Here is an 18480-nt window from a genome sequence, read left to right as displayed (position 1 = left end):
TCGTGGTCGACCCCCAGGAACGCGGGCCACCGTCCATTGTCCCGCGCCCCCGCAAGGGGCCCCCGGGGCTCGGCCCCCGGGCACCGCGTGAATGGCTTCCCAGCCGACGGACCTGTATGCGCGCGGCCCGCTACGGGTGCGGGGGCGAAGGGGAGCCGGGGGGTGTCAGGGTCGCCAGGGCACGCGGTGTTCGGTGAGGTGGGAGAGGACCGCGTGGTTGGCCTCCCAGCCGTCCGGGAACTTGACGAGCGTGCCCAACTGGACCGGTTCCGTGGACGGGTAGTCGTCCAGCAGGTCGGTCACCCCCTCGCGGCAGACCACGATGCAGGCGTGGCGGTGGCGGGAGGCCAGGACGCACAGACGGCCCGTCTCCAGGTGGAAGGCGGTGGCGTCGGGGCGGCCGGAGAGGGGGTGCAGGACGACGGTGACGTCGTACTCGCGGCCCTGGAGGCGGTTGGCCGTGTCGACGGTGACGTCCGTGACGCCCAGTTCGGTGAGCGCCGCCCGCACGGCGGCGGCCTGGTCGCGGTGGGCGGTGCCCACCGCGATGCGGTCGGCGGTGAGGGGGGCGGGATCCGGGGAGCGTTCGGAGGTCGACGTGCCGGTCCGGTCCAGGAGGCGGCGGACGACCAGGGCCACCGCGCGGATCGCCTCCGGGTCCGTGCGCGGGGTGTGCCGGGCGGGGAGTTCCAGCAGGCCCCAGCCGGACTCCGCCGCCTCGTCGATCACCCGGTCCGGGCCCGAGCCGTCCGACGGGACGCCGAAGGAGAGCCGGCGGTCGTCGTGGTCCGTGCCGCTGCGGAACGGGGTGTACGGGTAGAAGGCGTCGGACACCAGGGGGGCCGCCGACGCGGGGAGGCGCCAGGACACCGGGAGACGGTGCTGCGGCAGGTCCGGGTTGTGGGCGAGCAGGGTCGTCACGGCCGAGGCGGACGGGTCGTACGACAGGCCCGCCCACTGTTCGCCGCCCACGATGGAGAAGGGGTCCAGCTGGCCGGGGTCGCCGACGAACAGGGCCCGCTCGAACAGTCCCGCCACGGCGAGCAGCGCGTCCGAGCGCATCTGGTACGCCTCGTCGACGATCGCGTGCTCCCACGGTTCGACGCCCTTGACGTGCGCCCACTTCGCCGCCGTGGAGATCACGACGGGCAGGCCGGCGAGGTCGGCGGCCTTCGCCGACTTGCGCACGGTGTCCAGCGCGTCGAGCGCCTTGTCGTAGGGGTCGGTGTCGCTGCTGTGCAGCCGGCCGACCGGCATGCCGGGGTTCTTCTCGGCGAGGCGCAGGACCAGGTCGTCCACCTGCGCGTTGGTCTGCGCCACCACCATCAGGGGGCGGCCCGCCTCCGCCAGCTCCAGCGCCGCCCGCACCACCAGCGTGGACTTGCCGGCGCCGGGCGGGGAGTCGACGACGACCCCGCGCGCCGAGCCGCGCAGCGTGTCGCGGAGGATCGCGTCCGTGGCGCGGCCGGCCGCCGCACCCGGGTCGAACACGGCCTGCTGGGCGGGCGCGGTCACAGTACGTCCTCCTCGGTCACCGGGTCGGCGGGCTCCGGTACGGCCTCCTCGCCGGGCGGGCCGCCATGGGTCCACGGCGTTTCCTCCGGGTCGGGCAGTTTCGCCCCGCCGCGCGGTTCGTGCTCGAACAGCGTGAAGCAGAGGCGGTCGCCCTTCTCCGGGACCGACCCCTCCTCCGGCTCCTTGCCCCGGCCCATCTTGTCCAGCACCCGGAGGACCAGCAGGCCGCCCTCCGGTCCCGCCTCGTAGCCGACGAACTCCGCGGTCTGCGGCTTCCCGCCCAGCGAGCGGTAAGCCCTGGCCCGTTCGCCGAGGTGCGGGCGGTCGTCCGTGCGGACGGTGACCAGCGGGCGGGGGCCCGGGCGCTTGCTCTCGCTGTACGCCATCACCACGTCGACCACCTCGCCCGCGAACGCCTCCCCGGACAGCCGCCGGGCCGCCATCACCAGCGGGTCGTCGAGCGCCTCCTGCGCCTCCAGCCGGGCCTGCTCCCGCTCGCGGGTGGCGAGCTTGTTCGCCGCCGTGACCGCGTCGTCGCGGCGCGGCTGCGGCGGCTCGCCCGCCAGGACGCGGTCCCGGTGACCGGTGAACGACCAGCGGTCACGCGTCCACCGCTCCTCGACCCGCGCACCTTCCGGCAGCTCCGCCAGCAGGTCCAGGCCCCGCCACACCGCGTCCCAGGTGGGCCGGGTACGGCTCTCCACCAGCGCGCGGATCTCCCGCTCGGCCGCGGTCAGGGCGCCCAGGCGGTCGTCGGCCTCCAGACCGTCCTCCGCGGCGGCGAACGCCGTACGGGCACGGTCGTAGCGCTCGATCGCCGGGGCGAGCAGCTTGTTGTCGAACGCCGGGTCCGTCGCCGGGCCCGCGGGCGGGCACACCAACTGGCCGTCGGCGTCCCGCGCCAGTTCGGCCTCCCGCGCGGCCTGCGCGCCGGAGCGGCCCCCGGGCGGGTCGATCCAGGCGAGCAGCGCCCCCAGGTGCTGGTCCTCCAGGGAGGACTGCCCGGTCGCCCAGTGCCGGGCCAGCACATCGCTCATGGCCAGCAGCAGCGAGGAGCCGGGCACCCGGGCCCGCTCCCCGAAGTGCGTCAGCCACCGCCCGAGCAGCGGCACCCGGGGCGGCGCGGGGAACGGCGCCTCCGGATCCTGCTCCGCCGTGCGCCGGAACCGGGTGGACCGCCCGAGCAGCCTGACCAGGTCGACGCCGGCCCGGCTCGGCACGATCAGCTGGGGCGCGTCCGCGCACAGCTCGACCTCGACCTTGACCCGCTTGCCGGTCTCCGGGTCGGTCTCGGAGCGCTCGGCGGCCTCCACGGCGTCCGCGAAACCGTCGAGGTACGGCAGCACCACGTCGGCCAGCTCGGCCAGGAACGCGAACCGCAGATCGCGGTCGCGCGGCTGCGGCACGGCCAGCAGCCGGGGCGCGTCCCGGTCGGTGCCCACCAGCGCGCCGAGCGGGGCGCCCGCCTCACCGGCTGTGATCAGCGGCACGAAGACGAGGGGCCGCTCGGAGAGGTGCCGGTGGCGGACGGTGGCGGCGGGCTGGGCGCGGCCGGTGCTGACGGCCTCGAGGCGGGCGAGGGTGGCGATCAGGGACAAGGGGCCACCTCCGGGGCGGCCGTCGCCAGCGCCTCGGCGCGCAGGGCCGCCGCGCGCCGCAGTGCCGCCACCGCGGGGTCGTCCGGGTCGCCGGCCTCGCCGCGGGCCGCCGCCAGCACGTCCCCGACCGTCGTCAGGCCGCCCAGCTCCGCCCGGACCGGACGGCCCAGCCGGGTCACCGCGCCCTCCGCGCGGGAGCGGTCCCGGCAGTGGAAGGCCAGCTCGCACGCGGACAGGCACTCCGGCGCGTAACTGGCCGGGACCGACTCGACGGCCTCCGTCAGCCGCTCGGCCGGCAGCTCGGGGGAGAAGCAGGTGCCCTCCGGGAGGGTGTCGGCGATCTCCTCGATCCGGGTGAGCCGGGCCAGCTGGCGGGCGGTCACCGCGCGCTGCTTGCGCACGTCCACGGCGGACGCGGTGGGCAGGTTGGAGAAGTCCTTCGGGCACACCAGCAGGATCCGGTGCCGCACCCGCGGGGCGGACTCCAGCCGCGCGGCGACCTGCTCCAGGGCCAGCACGTACACCGCCGACTGGCGTGCCGCCGCGCCGACCTTCGCGGGGTCCGCGGCGCCGTCCAGCATCGGGAACGACTTGATCTCCACGACCGTCCAGCTGCCGTCGGGGTGCACCACCACCGCGTCCGGCTCCAGGAACGCGGGGGAGCCGGCGACGTCCAGGGCGAGCATGGGGTGGTCGAGCAGCGTCCAGGCGCCGGCCGCCTCGGTGGCCTCGCGCAGCGCCAGCTCCGTACGCGCCGTGCGGCCGTGCGGGCCCTGCGCGGTGAGGTCGGGCACGTGCGCGCCGGCGGGCGGTTCGGCCGCGCGGTCCAGCTTCTCGTGGGCGAGGCGCAGCAGCTCCGTACCGCCGTCCGCCTTGACCTTCGCCTCGAACGCGTTGCCCCGTACGAACGCGAACTGGGACTGGCCGAAGACCGAGGGGGAGCCCAGCGCGTCCGCCAGCACCGCCTTGTCCACCCCGGCGCCGTCGAGGATCGCGCGCCGTCTGCAGCCCGGGTTGGCGGCGAGGGCGGCCAGGGCCCGCGCGTCCAGCGCCTTGGCCTGGACCTCCGGGCCGCGCAGCTCAGCGAGCCGTTGCCGGAGCGCCTTCTCCCGCGTCCGAGGGGGAGGCACCCGGTTCGGTCCCTGCTCCGTACCGTGGCTCGGGGTGCCGCTGCCGTGGAAATCGCTCACCCGCGGAAGTCTGGCATCCGGCACTGACAATCGGGGAACCAGTGACGGCGGAGTCGGCCGGGACGGCCGCCGGGACGGCTGCCGGGCGGGGCAGGAAGCGGGCCTTCGCCCGGTCCGCGTACCGCGTCACGAACGGCGCCAGCAGCAGACCGGCGCCCATGACCGCGGCGCCCGCCGCCGCGTCGAGGAAGTAGTGGTTCGCGGTGCCCATCACCACGATCGTGGTCACCAGCGGGTAGACCACGGCGGCCGTCTTCGTCCAGCGCGAGCGCCCGTACCGCCACAGGATCACACCGCACCACAGCGCCCAGCCCACGTGCAGGCTCGGCATCGCCGCGTACTGGTTGGTCATCCCGCCGAGCCCGCGCGGGGCGCTCGCCTCGCCGCCCCACCAGCCGTACGAGCTGTAGTACGCCATCGTGTCGACGAAGCCGTGGCTCGCGTCGAGCAGCCGGGGCGGGCAGGTGGGCAGCAGCGTGAAGCCGATCAGGCCGATGAAGGTGGACGTCATCAGCCAGGTGCGGGCGGCGCGGTAGTGCACGGCGCGGGACCGGAAGAGCCAGACGAGGATCGCCGGGGTCACCAGGTAGTGCAGGGACGCGTACCAGAAGTCGGCCGGTATCCCGAGCCACGGCTCACGGGTGAAGAGCCGGTTCAGCGGGTGCTCGGCGTTGAGGTACAGCGCCTTCTCGATGCGCAGGATCGCCAGGCCGTGGTCGACGGCGTCGGAGACGTCGCCCCGGACGACCAGCCGGCCCGCCGAGTAGCAGGCGTACACCAGCACGATGAGCGGCAGCTCCGTCCACCAGCGCAGCCGGGGCGACTGGGCGACCTCGGTGCCCGGTGTCTCGGTGTGCGGCATCCGATCGCTCCCCCTACTACGTCCTCGCGCGGCGCTCCGTCGGCGGCCAGCCACTCTACGGTGTGCGCGCGTCCCCCGTGACACGCCCTCGGCCCTGTGAGACGCGAAGATCGCCCCCCGGGTTGCCCGCCGGAGGGGTGCGCGATGATGGAGGAGTTCCGCCTGCGAATTTTCTCCTGGAAGGTCAAGGTCCTCCCATGGCACCGCGCATCCTGCTGGCCCGGCACGGACAGACCGAGTGGTCGCTGTCCGGCAAGCACACCGGGAGGACCGATGTGCCGCTCCTCGAGGAGGGCCGTCGCGGCGCCAAGCTGCTCGGCGAGCGGCTGCACCGGGCGCCGTACGACGGGCTGGCCGGCGTCGAGGTGCGCACCAGCCCGCTGTCACGCGCGCGGGAGACCTGCGAGCTGGCCGGCTTCGGTGAGCGCGCGGAGACCTGGGACACGCTCATGGAGTGGGACTACGGGGCGTACGAGGGCATGACGCCGGCGGAGATACAGGCGGTGCGGCCGGGGTGGCTGATCTGGCGCGACGGGGTTCCCGAGGGGGAGTCGCTGGCGGAGCTGACCGCTCGTGCGGACGAGGTGGTGGAGTGGGCGCGCTCCGGTGAGCGGGACGTGCTGGTGTTCGCGCACGGGCATGTGCTGCGTTCCATCGGGGCGCGGTGGCTGGGGCTGCCGCTCGATTTCGCGGCGCGTATCCGGCTGAACCCGACGTCGCTGTCGGTGCTCGGGTGGGCGTACGGGGAGCCGGCGATCGAGAGCTGGAACGAGACGGGGCACTTGGACTAGACGGTTCTGGGTGGGGTGCCGTGGCGGTCGAGGAAGGCCGACACTCCTGAGGCGCGGCGGTGGGGGAGCAGGACGCGGCTGGTGCCCGCCAGCATCGTGCGCACCCGGGAGGACTGCACCTCGTTCAACAGGTCCAGCACCCGCATCCCGGCCTCCGCCGCCTCGTCCGGCCGGCCCCCGCGCGCGAGGTCGTCCGCCAGCTCGGCCGTGTACAGCGCGATGTTGCGGGTGAAGTGCGGGTCCTGGAGCTCCGCCGCCCGGCGCGCGTGCCGTGCGGCCCGCGGCCAGTCGCCCAGGGTGGACCAGCACTGCGCCTCCAGCCCCTCCAGCTCCGCCTCGCCGTAGAAGGACATCCACTCCGGGTCCGCCTCCGACGGCCCGCGTTCGAAGTAGGCCCCCGCGCGGACCAGCGCCTGCTCGCACCCCGTGCGGTCGGCGAGCCCCGCCCAGCCGCCCGCCTCCCGCAGCGCCAGCAGCGACATCAGCCGGGGCGAACCCAGCGGCCGGGCCACCCGCTGTGCGGCCTGCGCCGCCCGCACCGCCTCCCGCGGCCGGCCGGTGTCCCGCGCGAGGAACGCCGTGTTGCAGAAGGCGTGCGCCTCCACTCCCGGATCGCCCGTCACCCTCGCGGTCGCCAGCGCCTCCGCGTAGTGCGAGCGCGCGTCGTCGAAGCGGCCCGAGTCGTGCGCCAGCCATCCCACCGAGATGGCCAGTTCACCGGCGCCCGAGTACAGCCGGTCCGCCGTCCGCTGCCGGGTCGTCCCCGCGTCCAGCAGCGCGTAGGCGGCGCGCAGGGGCGCCGCCGCGCGGCGGTACAGCCCGTCCGCCCCGTGCCGGTCGTCCAGCAGCCGGATCTGGCGGACGGCTTCCTCCAGGGCGCCCGCGTCGCTCGCGCCCGCGCGGCGTACGGCGCGCTGTGGCGCCGAGGCGTCCGGGGCGAGCCCGTAGGGGTTCAGCGAGGCGGCGGCCACCGTGGCGCCCCCGCCGGTCATGAATGCGCGACGCAGCACGTCGCTCTCCTCGTGGTCGTGCGTGTCGTACGTGTCGTACCGGTCCTGCGTCCCATACGGCCCGTACGCCCCGCTGTTCTCACTCGTGGCGTTCGCCGGGTTCTCGGTGGGGGCCGGGGGTGGGTCCCCGGCGGCCCGAGCCCCGCGCCCGCGGACCGACGAGCGGGGCGCGAAGCCCAGGTCGGTCAGCGTGCGGCCGGGGAACATGTGCAGGAACACCCGTTCGTAGGCGTAGTTGGGGCAGCGGATCTCGCCCGCCTCAACCCGGTGCACGTACCGAGCGTCACAGCTGACCCGCTCGCCGATGTCGCGGGCGGCCCGGCGGACCGCCGCGGCGAACTCGGCCGGCGAGCGCGGTCCGCGCAGTCGCCGGAAGACGAGGTTCGGCCGCGGGGGCCGATGGGGCTGGGACGAGGGCACCGTTGACGACGCCATGGCCGGGTCCTCTCTGCGAACCGTCGAACCATGCCGGATTCGGGGTGAGTTGTCCGTGTGCTTCCCTGTTTCCGGCGGGCTAGAACGTACCTGCTGTGACGGAGTCACCACGCGGAGTTTGGCAACAATCCGGATATGTCGTCCGTGATCTGCCATGAACTGCCATCCTTTGCGGCGGACTTTCGGCGTAGCTGTTGACGTTCCGGCTCGTTGGGCTCTGTGTACCGAGGGTCCTGTGCGTGTGGTGGAGGCCGGGATGATGACCAGTCGGAGCAGTCGGAGCAAGGATTCTTCGTCGGAGCTTCCGGATACGGAGTGTGACGTGGTCACGGTTCCGGCGAGGCAGGGTCTGGAGGCGGTCGACATCCTTCGGCGCGGAGCCGGGGACGCGGTGGGGCCGGTGCTGCACGACGACGGGTGCGACACCCTCGGCTTCCTGGTGCCGCCGGGGACGGCGGCGGGCTGGGACGTGCCGGGAAGCACGTGTACGGAGACGGACGGCCGGGGGCTGAGACTCGCGCCGGAGTCCTCGGCGGACGGGGCGGACTGGTTGCTGCCGCCGGGGGAGGCTGAGCCGGCGACGGATCCCGCGGTTCTGCGGGAGGCGCTGGACGAGGCGCAGCGGATGATCGAGGCGGCGGACGGGCGTTCGTGAGGGGTTGTCGCCCCCGCCGCCCTTACCCGTTCCCGTCACTCACGGGGGCTCTGCCCCCGGACCCCCGCTCCTCAAGCGCCGGAGGGGCTGAGTCTCCGCCGGAGAAGCTCGGTCCACCGCCTGGGACAATGGGGGAATGGGAAGGGCGCGTAGTGGTGGGCGTGGGGCGGAGGCCGTGGTCGAGCAGGTGGACGGCGGGCTCGCGCGGCTCGTTCCCGACCGGGAGCGGTCGCGGGCCTGGACGCTGCTGATCGACGACGCGCCGCAGTCGCACGTCGACCTCGACGATCCGACCCACCTCTCCTTCGAGTACCAGCGCCGGTTCGGGCACGTCGTCGACCTCGTCGCCCCGCCCGGCAAGCCCCTGCAGGCAGTGCACCTCGGCGGCGGCGCCTTCACCCTCGCCCGGTACGTCGCCGCGACCCGCCCCCGCTCCACCCAGCAGATCGTCGAACGGGACGCCGCGCTGGTGCGCCTGGTCCGGCGGGAACTCCCGCTGGACGCGAAGGCACGCATCCGGGTCCGTACGGCCGACGCCCGCGAAGGGCTCGCCAAGGTGCCCGACGGCTGGGCCGGACTCGTCGTCGCCGACGTCTTCAGCGGGGCCCGCACCCCTGCCCACCTCACCTCGGCCGAGTTCCTCGACGAGGTCCGCAGGGCCCTCGCCCCGGGCGGGGTGTACGCCGCCAACCTCGCCGACGGGTCGCCGCTCGCGCATCTGCGCGGCCAGATCGCCACCGCCGCCGCCCGGTTCGCCGAACTCGCGCTGATCGCCGACCCCGCGGTGCTGCGCGGCAAACGCTTCGGCAACGCCGTCCTGGTCGCCTCCGACGCACCCCTGCCGATCGCCGAGCTGACCCGCAGGGCGGCGTCCGACCCGCAGTCCGGCCGGGTCCAGCACGGCAGGGAACTCCTCGACTTCACCGGCGGGGCCGCCCCCGTGACGGACCTGGCGGCCGTCGCGTCACCCGCGCCACCCGCGTCCGTGTTCCGCTGACGAAGCCCGTCAGTACGTGCCGATCTCCACCCGCGGCGGGCCGTCGTGCCAGGTGCAGAAGACCGACACCCGGTCCGCGCCCGAGCTGAACTCCACCCTGATCCACGTCTCCGTCTTCCACACCTGCATCGACCAGCCGGCGCCCGGCGTCGCCGACACCAGCGACGCGGAGGTCTCGCCGAGGTCGAAGACGGCCCTGCCGCCCTCGGTGTCATAGCTCTTGACGTCGCCGGAGGCCGTCGGGGCGGGGGGAGACGGGGGAGCGGCCGACCGGGACACGGAAGGGGACGGGACCGGGTCCGGTGCGGTGGACGCCTCGTCAGGTTCCGCCGACGGCGTCCGAGGCTCCCGCGAGGGCTTCGGACTCGGCGTCGCGGACGGCCGCCGCGTCGACGACGACACCGGCGGCGACTGCTCGTCGGCCGCGTCGGCCGCCGCGACGGGCAGGGCGCGCGGCGGGTCGTAGGCGGTGCCCGTCATCACCGTGCTGACACCCCACCAGGACAGCGTGACCGCCGCGCCCGTGGCGAGCAGCCAGGCCAGTACGTGTACGAGTCCTCTGCGCATCGTCGGCCCATACTGCCTCATCCCCTCAGGGGTGTCGCGGTTGCGGCGGTCTCCGGAGTTGTCCACAGGCCCGCACCCGCCCGCCCGCCATGGCGTACGGTGCGGCGCATGGCAAGTGTTCTCGTGGTCGAGGACGACCAGTTCGTACGCTCGGCGCTCATCCGGCAGCTCACCGACGCCTCGCACACCGTGCGCAGCGTGGGCACGGCGCTGGAGGCGCTGCGCGAGGTCGCCCACCACCGTTTCGACGTGGTCGTCCTGGACCTCGGACTGCCCGATCTCGACGGCTCCGAGGCCCTGAAGATGCTGCGCGGCATCACCGACGTACCGGTGATAGTCGCCACCGCCCGGGACGACGAGACGGAGATCGTCCGGCTGCTCAACGCCGGTGCGGACGACTACTTGACCAAGCCCTTCTCGGTGGAGCACCTCTCGGCCCGGATGGCCGCCGTGCTGCGCCGGGCGCGGGCCGGCGGAGGGGAGGCGGCGCCCTCCCCGGTCATCCGGGTGGGCGGCCTGACCGTGGACCCGCTGCGCCGCCAGGCCGAACTGGACGGCATACGCCTCGACCTGACCCGGCGTGAGTTTGACCTGCTCGCCTTCCTCGCAGGACGTCCCGGCGTGGTCGTCCCCCGCAAGGAACTGCTCGCCGAGGTGTGGCAGCAGTCCTACGGCGACGACCAGACCATCGACGTCCATCTCTCCTGGCTGCGCCGGAAACTGGGCGAGACCGCCGCCCGGCCCCGCTATCTGCACACCCTGCGGGGCGTCGGCGTGAAGCTGGAGCCGCCCGGAGCGGAGCCGTCGCGATGAGATGGGCGCTGGTGAAGGTGTCGCTGGCGGTGACCGCCATGGTCGTGGTCGCCTTCGCGGTGCCGCTCGGCCTGGTCATCCGGGAGATGGCCCGCGACCGCGCCTTCTCCAACGCCGAACGGGAGGCGGCGGCCGTCGCCCCCGCGCTGTCCATCACCACCGACCGCGACCAGCTCGAACGGGTCGTCGCCTCGGCCGGCTCCGACGCCGCGATGGCCGTGCACATCCCGGCGGGCGACGGCAGCGGCGCCCTCGACATCGGGGAGCGGCGGGCCGCCGCGGAGGACATCGCCGCCGTGCGGAAGCTGGGCCGGGCCTCCACCTCCACCGTGTCCGGCGGCTCGGCCCTCCTCCAGCCGGTCGCGCTCAGCACCGGCAAGATCGCCGTGGTCGAGGTGTTCGTCCCCGAGTCCGAGGTCACCAACGGCGTCGGCACGGCCTGGGCGGTGCTCGCAGGGGTCGGGGTCGCGCTGATCCTCGGCTCCGTCGCGGTCGCCGACCGGCTGGGCGTGCGGATGGTGCGGCCCGCGCAGCGGCTGGTCGAGGGGGCGCACGAACTGGGGGAGGGGAAGCTGGGGGCGCGGGTGCCCGAGGAGGGGCCGAACGAACTGCGGCTGGCGGCGGTGGCGTTCAACTCCATGGCCGACCAGGTCGTCCAGCTGCTGGCCAACGAGCGGGAGCTGGCCGCCGACCTGTCCCACCGGCTGCGGACACCACTGACCGTGCTGCGGCTCAACGCCGCCTCCCTCGGGGACGGTCCGGCCGCCGAGCAGACCCGGGCCGCGGTGGAGCAGCTGGAGCGGGAGGTGGACACCATCATCCGCACCGCCCGGGACGCCAAGCCGCAGACGGCCGCCGCCGGACCCGGCGCCGGCTGTGACGCGGCCGAGGTGGTGCGCGAGCGGATGGCGTTCTGGTCGGCGCTCGCCGAGGACGAGGGCCGCAAATGGCGGGTGGCCGGCGCCGACCGGCCGGTGCGGATACCCGTGGCCCGTGCCGACCTGGCCGCCGCCCTCGACGCGCTGCTCGGCAACGTCTTCCGGCACACCGCAGAGGGCACCGCCTTCGCGGTCGACGTGCACAACGGCGAGGACGCGGTGATCGTGCTGGTCTCCGACGCGGGCCCCGGCATACCCGACCCCGAGCGGGCGATGGCCCGCGGCCGTGGCTCCGGCAGCGACGGCTCCACCGGGCTCGGCCTGGACATCGTGCGCCGGCTCGCCGAGTCGACCGGCGGGGACGTACGGATCGGCTCGTCCGTGCTCGGCGGGACCGAGGTGCGGATCTGGCTCCAGCTCGACGGACGCGAGCGGGCGCCCCGGCGGCGCGGACACCGCGGAACCGTGCGCCGCCGCCGCGGACCGAGCCGGCTGACCGCATCCTTTAACCGTCCCCGATCCCTTCCTTAAGCGCACCCTAAGATCCCCAACGGCCTCCCGGATCAAGAAGTTTGTCCGGTTCCGCATCGCTAGCGTGCTGCCGCACACCCCCCCCGTACGGCAACGAAGGCAGGCACGCGATGAGCACCCACCGGCGCAGGGTCAGCGGCAGGAACAAGGCGATCGGCGCGGTGGTCGCCGCGGCCGTGGCCGGCGGCGGCGCGTTCCTGTTCACCGGCACCGCCCAGGCGGCCGGCGTCGGCGCCGCGTACACCAAGACCAGCGAGTGGACGACCGGGTACACCGCCCAGTACGTCGTGACCAACAACAGCGGCGAACGGAACAAGGACTGGAAGCTGGAGTTCGACCTGCCGGCCGGCACCGGACTCGGCTCGCTGTGGAACGCCGAGTCGCAGGTGAGCGGCCGGCACGTCACCGTACGGGCCGCCAAGTGGGACACCGACGGCCTGGCCGCCGGCGAGTCCGTCACCGTCGGCTTCGTCGCCAAGGGCACCGGGGACCCCACCGGTTGCCTGGTCGACGGCGCGACCTGTTCGGCGGACGGCGGCGCCACCCCCGAACCCAGTGGCCGCCCCACCGACGCCCCCGCCCCCACCACGGAGCCGGCCCCGACCGGGGAACCGACCCGGACCGCCGAACCGACCGCCGAGCCCACGGCCGAACCCACCCCGACCACCGGCACGGGGACCGGCGCCGAGGCCGGTTTCGCGCCGTACGTCGACACCTCCCTCTTCCCCGCCTTCGACCTGGTCGCGAGCGCCGAGGCGACCGGCGTGGAGAACTACAACCTCGCCTTCGTCACCGACGGCGGCGGCTGCACCCCCAAGTGGGGCGGCGTCGGCGACCTCGGCGGCAACGCGGTGGCCGGACAGATCGGCGCGCTGCGCGCCCGGGGCGGCGACGTCCGGGTCTCCTTCGGCGGCGCGACCGGCTCCGAACTCGGCACCACCTGCGCCTCGGCGGACGCGCTGACCGCGGCGTACGAGAAGGTCGTGAGCGCCTACCGGCTCACCAAGGTCGACTTCGACGTCGAGGGCGGCGCCCTGCCGAACGCGGCGGCCAACACCCGTCGCGCCCAGGCGATCGCCGCGCTGCAGAAGGCCCACCCGGACCTGGACGTCTCCTTCACGCTCCCGGTGATGCCCGAAGGCCTCACCCAGGACGGAGTGAACCTGCTCGCCGACGCCAGGAAGAACGGCGTACGGATCGACGCCGTCAACATCATGGCGATGGACTACGGACCGGCGTACAGCGGCGACATGGGCACCTACGCCGAGCAGGCCGCCACCGCCACCCAGGCCCAGCTGAAGGGCGTCCTCGGGCTGAGCGACGCCGACGCCTGGAAGACGGTCGCGGTCACCCCGATGATCGGCGTCAACGACGTCGTCACCGAGATCTTCACGGTCCAGGACGCCACCCAGCTGGTGAACTTCGCCGAGGCCAAGGGCCTCGGCGGGCTGTCCATGTGGTCCGGCACCCGCGACCAGCAGTGCCCCGGCGGCGCCAAGCCGTCCGCCGACGCCACCTGCAGCTCGATCCTCCAGGACCGGTTCGCCTTCACGAAGGCGTTCGCCGCCTACCGCTAGTCCGCCCGGCGGAACGGGGCGCGGCGCCCCCCAGGCCGCCGCGCCCCGCCCCCCGTCCCCCGCCCCCGTCTCCCGGAACCGGAGTCGGTCAGATGTGCTCCGGCTCCGGGAGGGCTCCCGCCTTCGCGGCCCGCGCGTACCACAGGGCGCTGGACTTCGGGGTCCGCTGCTGCGTCACGTAGTCGACGTACACCGCGCCGAAGCGCTTGTCGTAGCCGTAGGCCCACTCGAAGTTGTCCATCAGCGACCACAGGTAGTAGCCGCGCACGTCCGCGCCGTCGGTGATGGCGCGCCGCACCGCCGAGAGGTGCCCGTGCAGGTAGGCGACCCGCTCCGGGTCGTGCACCGTGCCGTCGGCGTCCGGCTTGTCGTCGTAGGCCGCGCCGTTCTCGGTGATGTAGAGCGGCAGTCCGGGGGCCTCGCGGTTGTAGCGCATGATCAGCTCGTGCAGGCCCGTCGGGTCCACCGACCAGCCCATCTCGGTCTGCTCGCCCGGCGACTGGTGGAAGGCGACGTCGTCCGCGGCGGGCCACGGAGAGTGCTCGCTCGCCCCGTGGCCGTCGGCCCGCGGGCCCTTGTCGTTGGGGTCCGCCGCCGAGACCAGGGTGGGCGTGTAGTAGTTGAGGCCGAGCGCGTCCAGCGGCTGGTGGATGAGGTCCAGGTCGCCGTCGAGGACGAACGACCAGTCGGTGAGCGACGAGGTCGCCTCTAGCAGCGTCTCCGGGTAGGCGCCGTGCAGGATCGGGCCGTGGAAGATGCCGCCGGACAGGTCGTCGATCTTGCGCGCCGCCGCCTGGTCCGCCGGGTCGCTCGGCGAAAGCGGCCGGACCACCGAGGTGTTGAGGCTGAGCGAGATCTGGTTGCGGGCCGGCATCACCGAGCGCAGCGCCTTGGCGCCCAGTCCGTGCGCCAGGTTCAGGTGGTGGGCGGCCTTCAGCGCGGCCGCCGGGTCGGTGCGGCCGGGGGCGTGCACACCGGAGGCGTAGCCCAGGAAGGCGCTGCACCACGGCTCGTTGAGGGTGATCCACTGCTCCACCCGGTCGCCGAGCGCCTCACCGACGATGGCCGCGTACTCGGCGAAGCGGTACGCGGTGTCGCGCTCCGGCCAGCCGCCCGCGTCCTCGAGCTCCTGCGGCAGGTCCCAGTGGTAGAGGGTGACGGCCGGCTTGATGCCCTTCGCCAGCAGCTCGTCGACCAGCTTGCGGTAGAAGTCCAGGCCGCGCTGCACGGCGGGGCCGCGCCCGGTCGGCTGCACCCGTGACCAGGAGACGGAGAAGCGGTAGGAGCCCAGGTTGAGGTCCGCCATCATGGCCACGTCGTCGCGGTAGCGGTGGTAGTGGTCGACAGCGATGTCACCGGTTTCGCCGCCGGCCGTCTTGCCCGGCGTGTGGCTGAAGGTGTCCCAGATGGAGGGGGTACGCCCGTCCTCCCGCACCGCCCCCTCGATCTGGTACGCGGAGGTCGCGGCGCCCCAGAGGAAGGCGGGAGGAAAGGTCACCGGGGTCGCCGGCGTTGCGGAGTCAGACATGGAAGCGCTCCCATAGGAGGTCGTGGAAGACCGACGAGTACGGAAAAGGAGGGGGGAGGGGCCGAGGCGGCGGTGACCCGGCCCCCAGGGGTACGTGGACGGAGCGGGCTTCAGCCCTTGACCGCGCCCTGCATGATGCCGCCCACGATCTGCTTGCCGAAGATCGCGAAGACCAGCAGCAGGGGCAGCGTACCCAGCAGCGCACCCGCCATGATCAGGGACTGGTCCGGGGTGTAGCCCCGGCCGAGGCCGGCGACCGCCACCTGCACGGTCGGGTTCCCGGTCTGGGTCAGCACCAGGAACGGCCACAGGAAGTCGTTCCAGGTCTGCACGAACGTCAGCATGCCGAGCACGGCCATGGCCGGCCGCGCGGCCGGGAACACCACGTGCCACACCACGCGCCAGCTGCTGGCGCCGTCCACCCGGGCGGCCTCGATGACCTCGTCCGGCAGCGCCTGCAGCAGGTACTGCCGCATGAAGAACACGCCGAACGCGCTCACCAGCGAGGGGAAGATGACCGCCTGCAGCTGGTCGGTCCAGTCCAGCTTGGCGACCATCATGTACAGCGGGATCACGCTGAGCTGCGGCGGCACCATCATCGTGCCGATCACGATCAGCATCAGCGCGTTGCGGCCCCGGAACCGCAGCTTGGCGAAGGCGAACCCGGCGATCGTCGACAGCACGACGATGGTCCCCGCCGAGATGCCCGCCACGATCGTGGTGTTGAGGAACGCCTCACCGAGGTTGGCGTCCTTCCAGGCGATCTCCAGGTTCTTGAACAGATTGGCGCCGAACCAGAACGGCGGGGGGTTCTCCGCCAGGCGCTGATTGTCCCGGGACGCGGCGATCGCGGTCCAGATCAGCGGGAACAGCGACACGATGGTGAACACGATCAGGATCGCGTACGCGATCGGACCGCCGTGCAGCGTGCCGCCGGCTCGCGCCGACTTCGGCAGGAGCGAACGCTTCTGCGCCGTCGCGGGCGATGTCTCGGGGGGCGTCACAGTCGTCGTCACGGCCACACCTCCTTAACTGCTGGCGCGCAGCCGGCGCGAGATGAGCTGGTTGATGATGCCGACGACGATCAGGATCGCGAACATCGTCCAGGCGATCGCCGAGGCACGGCCCAGGTGCTGGTTCACCCAGCCCTGTTCGTACAGGTACAGGCCGAGCGTCTGGAACTGGTGCTCCGCGCCGCCGGACGCGCCCTTGTTGGCGTCGAACAGCAGCGGCTCACCGAAGACCTGGCTGGCGCCGATGGTGGAGACCACCACGGTGAACAGGATCGTCGGCCGCAGCGAGGGCAGCGTCACGTGGAGGAACTGCCTCCAGCGGCTGGCGCCGTCCAGCGCCGCCGACTCGTACAGGTCCTGCGGGATCGCCTGCATCGCGGCCAGGTAGATCAGCGCGTTGTAGCCGGTCCAGCGCCAGATGATGATCGTCGACACGGCGAACTGGGAGGGCCACTTCTCGCCCTGCCAGTCGACCGGGTCGATCCCGACGAAGTCGAGCGCCCAGTTGATCATGCCGTAGTCGCGCCCGAACAGCAGCACGAAGACCAGGGAGGCGGCGGCGATCGAGGTGGCGTACGGCGCGAGCATCGCGACCCGGTAGAAGGTCGAGGCACGCAGCTTGTAGTTGAGGATGTGCGCGATGCCCATCGCCATCAGCAACTGCGGGACGGTCGAGATGATGCCGATGGTCAGGGTGTTCTTCGCCGCGTTCCAGAAGAAGTCGTCGTCGAAGATCCGGGTGTAGTTCTTCAGCCCGACCCAGTTCATGTCGGTCGGGGCGGTCAGCTCCACCTGGTGCAGCGAGGCCCAGCCCGTGTAGATCAGCGGGAACAGGCCGAAGGCCAGGAACAGCAGGAAGAACGGCGCGACGAAGGCGTACGGGCTCCAGCGCATGTCCCGCTGCCAGCGGCGGGACAGCTTCGCCCGGCGTCGCTTCTCCTGGTCCGTGGGCGCGGGGCTCCCGGGCGGACGGCCCGGGGCCGCGCCCCCCTTGGAGGGGAGCGCGGCGGTGTCGGGGCGGGTGGCCATTCGGGTCACTTGTCCAGGTTGTTGTCGATGGTCTTGGTGGCCGTCTCCCAGGCCTCCTCGACGGACTTGCCCTTGGTCACCAGGATGACGCCGTTGTCCGTCAGACCCTGCTGGATGATCTGGTCCTTCGGGCCGATGACCTGGACCGGGATCTGCTTGGCGGCCTCGGAGAAGATCTCACCGATCGGGGAGTCGCCGGTCATCTCGTTCTTCGCACCGGTCACCTCGGCGCTCTCGTACGCGGCCGGGGCGCTCGGGAAGCTGCCCTGCACCTTGAAGAGCTTCGCCTGCTGCTCGGGCGCGGTCAGCCACGCCACCAGCTTCTGCGCCTCCTCGACGTTCTTGCCGCTCTTCGGCACGCCCAGGAAGGAGCCGCCCCAGTTGCCGGACTTCGGCGCGACGGCCACGTCCCACTTGCCGGCGGAGTCCGGCTTCGACTTGCCCTTGATGGTGCCGAGCATCCACGGCGGGCAGGCGATGGTGGCGAACTTGCTGTTGGCGATCGTCGTGTCCCAGGCCGGCTGGAACTGGGTCTGCGACTGCACCAGGCCCTTCTCGGCGGCCTCCGCGGTCAGGTCGAAGGCGTCCTTGACGGCCGGGTTGGTCTTGTAGATGACCTCGCCGGAGGCGTCGTAGAACTTCTGCTCCTCACTGCTGAGGACGGCGTTGATCAGGCCACCGGGGGAGTCCATGAAGAAGGTGTCGTTGCCGGCCTTCTTCTTGTACTTCTCACCGGTCTCGATGAACTTCTTCCAGTCGCCGGCCCACAGCTTGCCGACCTCCTCGCGGTCGGTCGGCAGACCGGCCTTCTCGAAGAGGTCCTTGCGGTAGCAGATGGCCATCGGGCCGACGTCGGTGCCGAGACCGATCGTCTGGCCGCTCTTGGCGGTGGCCTGCTCCCACTTCCAGGGCAGCCAGCCGTCCTTCTTCACGCCCTCGACCTTGGACATGTCCGTGAACTTGTCCGCCTGGGTGCCGACGACCTCGGCGATGTTGGCGACTTCGATGGCCTGGACGTCCATCAGACCGCTGTTGGTGGTGAGGTGGTTGACGAGCGCGGGGTAGTAGTTCTCGTTGCGCTCGACGACGTTCTCGGCGATCTTGATGTCCGGGTTCAGCTTCTCGTACTCGGCGTAGAGACCGGCTTCCTTGAAGCCCATGGTGCCGAACAGGCCGAGCGTGATAGTGGTCTTGCCCTCACCACCGGACGAGGATCCGGAGTCGTCGTCTCCACCGTCGTCGGCACAGCCGGCCAGCAGACCGGTGCCCAGCGACACCACTGCCGCGATGGCCAGTGCCTTACGGGCGATCGGCTTCCCCCCGCCCGACCGCTGACGGGAGAGGGGGAGGGTACGTGCTCGCATTGCGTCCTCCTGTTGCCCTGACGTGCCGACCCCCCGGCCAACGGCTTTGTTGGACCCGTTGCTTGCGCGTTGCGGCTCGGGCGGGGAACGTGCGGGTTGTGTATGTGTCAGGTACTGTGGGAGCGCT

The 18480-nt window shown here is 72.8% G+C and carries 16 protein-coding genes; 6 read left to right on the top strand and 10 right to left on the bottom strand.

What is annotated here, in order from left to right; genetic code table 11:
• Positions 1–165: 165 nt before the first annotated feature.
• Genes CNQ36_RS12850 through CNQ36_RS12835 form a run of 4 tightly spaced genes read right to left on the bottom strand, consistent with a single transcriptional unit; the run spans position 166 to position 5165 of the window.
• Positions 166–1515 (bottom strand): AAA domain-containing protein, encoded by a 1350-nt coding sequence (locus CNQ36_RS12850; protein ID WP_121546100.1) that lies wholly within the window; start codon positions 1513–1515, stop codon positions 166–168.
• Complete coding sequence (locus CNQ36_RS12845; protein WP_121546099.1) at positions 1512–3113, bottom strand: hypothetical protein; 1602 nt, start codon at positions 3111–3113, stop codon at positions 1512–1514. Before CNQ36_RS12845 ends, CNQ36_RS12850 begins: the two co-directional genes overlap by 4 nt.
• Positions 3104–4243: a hypothetical protein gene (locus CNQ36_RS12840; protein WP_176117318.1), complete on the bottom strand. Its 1140-nt coding sequence runs from the start codon at positions 4241–4243 to the stop codon at positions 3104–3106. The genes CNQ36_RS12845 and CNQ36_RS12840 overlap by 10 nt, the downstream gene beginning before the upstream one ends.
• Positions 4194–5165, bottom strand: a complete 972-nt coding sequence (locus CNQ36_RS12835) for a phosphatase PAP2 family protein (RefSeq protein ID WP_121546097.1) — start codon at positions 5163–5165, stop codon at positions 4194–4196. The genes CNQ36_RS12840 and CNQ36_RS12835 overlap by 50 nt, the downstream gene beginning before the upstream one ends.
• Before the next feature lie 197 nt (positions 5166–5362).
• Between CNQ36_RS12835 and CNQ36_RS12830 the strand changes: the two genes are divergently transcribed.
• The gene (locus CNQ36_RS12830; RefSeq protein WP_121546096.1) at positions 5363–5956 is read left to right on the top strand and encodes a histidine phosphatase family protein; all 594 of its coding nucleotides are present in this window, start codon (positions 5363–5365) and stop codon (positions 5954–5956) included.
• Here CNQ36_RS12830 and CNQ36_RS12825 read toward each other — a convergent pair.
• Positions 5953–7401 (bottom strand): NsdA family TPR-like regulatory protein, encoded by a 1449-nt coding sequence (locus CNQ36_RS12825; protein WP_121546095.1) that lies wholly within the window; start codon positions 7399–7401, stop codon positions 5953–5955. The two genes, CNQ36_RS12830 and CNQ36_RS12825, sit on opposite strands and share 4 nt — an antisense overlap.
• 256 nt (positions 7402–7657) lie before the next feature.
• On the opposite strand from CNQ36_RS12825, the gene CNQ36_RS12820 reads away from it, so the two are divergent.
• Entirely contained in the window at positions 7658–8056 is a 399-nt protein-coding gene (locus tag CNQ36_RS12820; protein WP_121548442.1) for a hypothetical protein, read from the top strand.
• A 136-nt stretch (positions 8057–8192) separates the two neighbouring features.
• On the top strand, positions 8193–9053 hold the full coding sequence (locus tag CNQ36_RS12815; RefSeq protein WP_121546094.1) for a spermidine synthase: 861 nt from the start codon (positions 8193–8195) through the stop codon (positions 9051–9053).
• A gap of 9 nt (positions 9054–9062) precedes the next feature.
• Here CNQ36_RS12815 and CNQ36_RS12810 read toward each other — a convergent pair whose 3' ends face one another.
• On the bottom strand, positions 9063–9620 hold the full coding sequence (locus CNQ36_RS12810; protein ID WP_121546093.1) for a hypothetical protein: 558 nt from the start codon (positions 9618–9620) through the stop codon (positions 9063–9065).
• Positions 9621–9728: 108 nt separating this feature from the next.
• On the opposite strand from CNQ36_RS12810, the gene CNQ36_RS12805 reads away from it, so the two are divergent.
• The 3 genes from CNQ36_RS12805 (at position 9729) to CNQ36_RS12795 (ending at position 13419) form a co-directional block, all read left to right on the top strand.
• Entirely contained in the window at positions 9729–10433 is a 705-nt protein-coding gene (locus CNQ36_RS12805; protein WP_040907104.1) for a response regulator transcription factor, read from the top strand.
• Positions 10430–11842 carry a sensor histidine kinase gene (locus tag CNQ36_RS12800; RefSeq protein ID WP_121546092.1) on the top strand — a complete coding sequence of 471 codons (1413 nt, stop codon included), beginning with the start codon at positions 10430–10432 and terminating at the stop codon, positions 11840–11842. The genes CNQ36_RS12805 and CNQ36_RS12800 overlap by 4 nt, the downstream gene beginning before the upstream one ends.
• A gap of 110 nt (positions 11843–11952) precedes the next feature.
• On the top strand, positions 11953–13419 hold the full coding sequence (locus tag CNQ36_RS12795; RefSeq protein ID WP_121546091.1) for a cellulose binding domain-containing protein: 1467 nt from the start codon (positions 11953–11955) through the stop codon (positions 13417–13419).
• An 88-nt stretch (positions 13420–13507) separates the two neighbouring features.
• Here CNQ36_RS12795 and CNQ36_RS12790 read toward each other — a convergent pair whose 3' ends face one another.
• From CNQ36_RS12790 to CNQ36_RS12775, 4 genes are all read right to left on the bottom strand, one after another.
• Complete coding sequence (locus CNQ36_RS12790) at positions 13508–14947, bottom strand: GH1 family beta-glucosidase (protein ID WP_121546090.1); 1440 nt, start codon at positions 14945–14947, stop codon at positions 13508–13510.
• A gap of 110 nt (positions 14948–15057) precedes the next feature.
• A complete protein-coding gene (locus CNQ36_RS12785) occupies positions 15058–15963 on the bottom strand; it encodes a carbohydrate ABC transporter permease (protein WP_040908700.1) in 906 nt (301 codons plus the stop codon).
• A 12-nt stretch (positions 15964–15975) separates the two neighbouring features.
• A complete protein-coding gene (locus tag CNQ36_RS12780) occupies positions 15976–16989 on the bottom strand; it encodes a carbohydrate ABC transporter permease (RefSeq protein WP_121546089.1) in 1014 nt (337 codons plus the stop codon).
• Positions 16990–16994: 5 nt separating this feature from the next.
• The gene (locus CNQ36_RS12775; RefSeq protein WP_121546088.1) at positions 16995–18353 is read right to left on the bottom strand and encodes an ABC transporter substrate-binding protein; all 1359 of its coding nucleotides are present in this window, start codon (positions 18351–18353) and stop codon (positions 16995–16997) included.
• Between the last annotated feature and the right edge of the window lie 127 nt (positions 18354–18480).

The sequence above is a fragment of the Streptomyces fungicidicus genome, assembly GCF_003665435.1.
Classification (GTDB): domain Bacteria; phylum Actinomycetota; class Actinomycetes; order Streptomycetales; family Streptomycetaceae; genus Streptomyces; species Streptomyces fungicidicus.
This window is presented reverse-complemented; position numbering and strand designations above follow the sequence as displayed.

What these genes read in the sequence shown, in the direction of transcription:
- CNQ36_RS12835 (WP_121546097.1), bottom strand. Translation starts at nt 5,165, where the DNA reads ATGCCGCACACCGAGACACCGGGCACCGAGGTCGCCCAGTCGCCCCGG.
- CNQ36_RS12830 (WP_121546096.1), top strand. Translation starts at nt 5,363, where the DNA reads ATGGCACCGCGCATCCTGCTGGCCCGGCACGGACAGACCGAGTGGTCG.
- CNQ36_RS12825 (WP_121546095.1), bottom strand. Translation starts at nt 7,401, where the DNA reads ATGGCGTCGTCAACGGTGCCCTCGTCCCAGCCCCATCGGCCCCCGCGG.
- CNQ36_RS12820 (WP_121548442.1), top strand. Translation starts at nt 7,658, where the DNA reads ATGATGACCAGTCGGAGCAGTCGGAGCAAGGATTCTTCGTCGGAGCTT.
- CNQ36_RS12815 (WP_121546094.1), top strand. Translation starts at nt 8,193, where the DNA reads ATGGGAAGGGCGCGTAGTGGTGGGCGTGGGGCGGAGGCCGTGGTCGAG.
- CNQ36_RS12810 (WP_121546093.1), bottom strand. Translation starts at nt 9,620, where the DNA reads ATGCGCAGAGGACTCGTACACGTACTGGCCTGGCTGCTCGCCACGGGC.
- CNQ36_RS12805 (WP_040907104.1), top strand. Translation starts at nt 9,729, where the DNA reads ATGGCAAGTGTTCTCGTGGTCGAGGACGACCAGTTCGTACGCTCGGCG.
- CNQ36_RS12800 (WP_121546092.1), top strand. Translation starts at nt 10,430, where the DNA reads ATGAGATGGGCGCTGGTGAAGGTGTCGCTGGCGGTGACCGCCATGGTC.
- CNQ36_RS12795 (WP_121546091.1), top strand. Translation starts at nt 11,953, where the DNA reads ATGAGCACCCACCGGCGCAGGGTCAGCGGCAGGAACAAGGCGATCGGC.
- CNQ36_RS12790 (WP_121546090.1), bottom strand. Translation starts at nt 14,947, where the DNA reads ATGTCTGACTCCGCAACGCCGGCGACCCCGGTGACCTTTCCTCCCGCC.
- CNQ36_RS12780 (WP_121546089.1), bottom strand. Translation starts at nt 16,989, where the DNA reads ATGGCCACCCGCCCCGACACCGCCGCGCTCCCCTCCAAGGGGGGCGCG.
- CNQ36_RS12775 (WP_121546088.1), bottom strand. Translation starts at nt 18,353, where the DNA reads ATGCGAGCACGTACCCTCCCCCTCTCCCGTCAGCGGTCGGGCGGGGGG.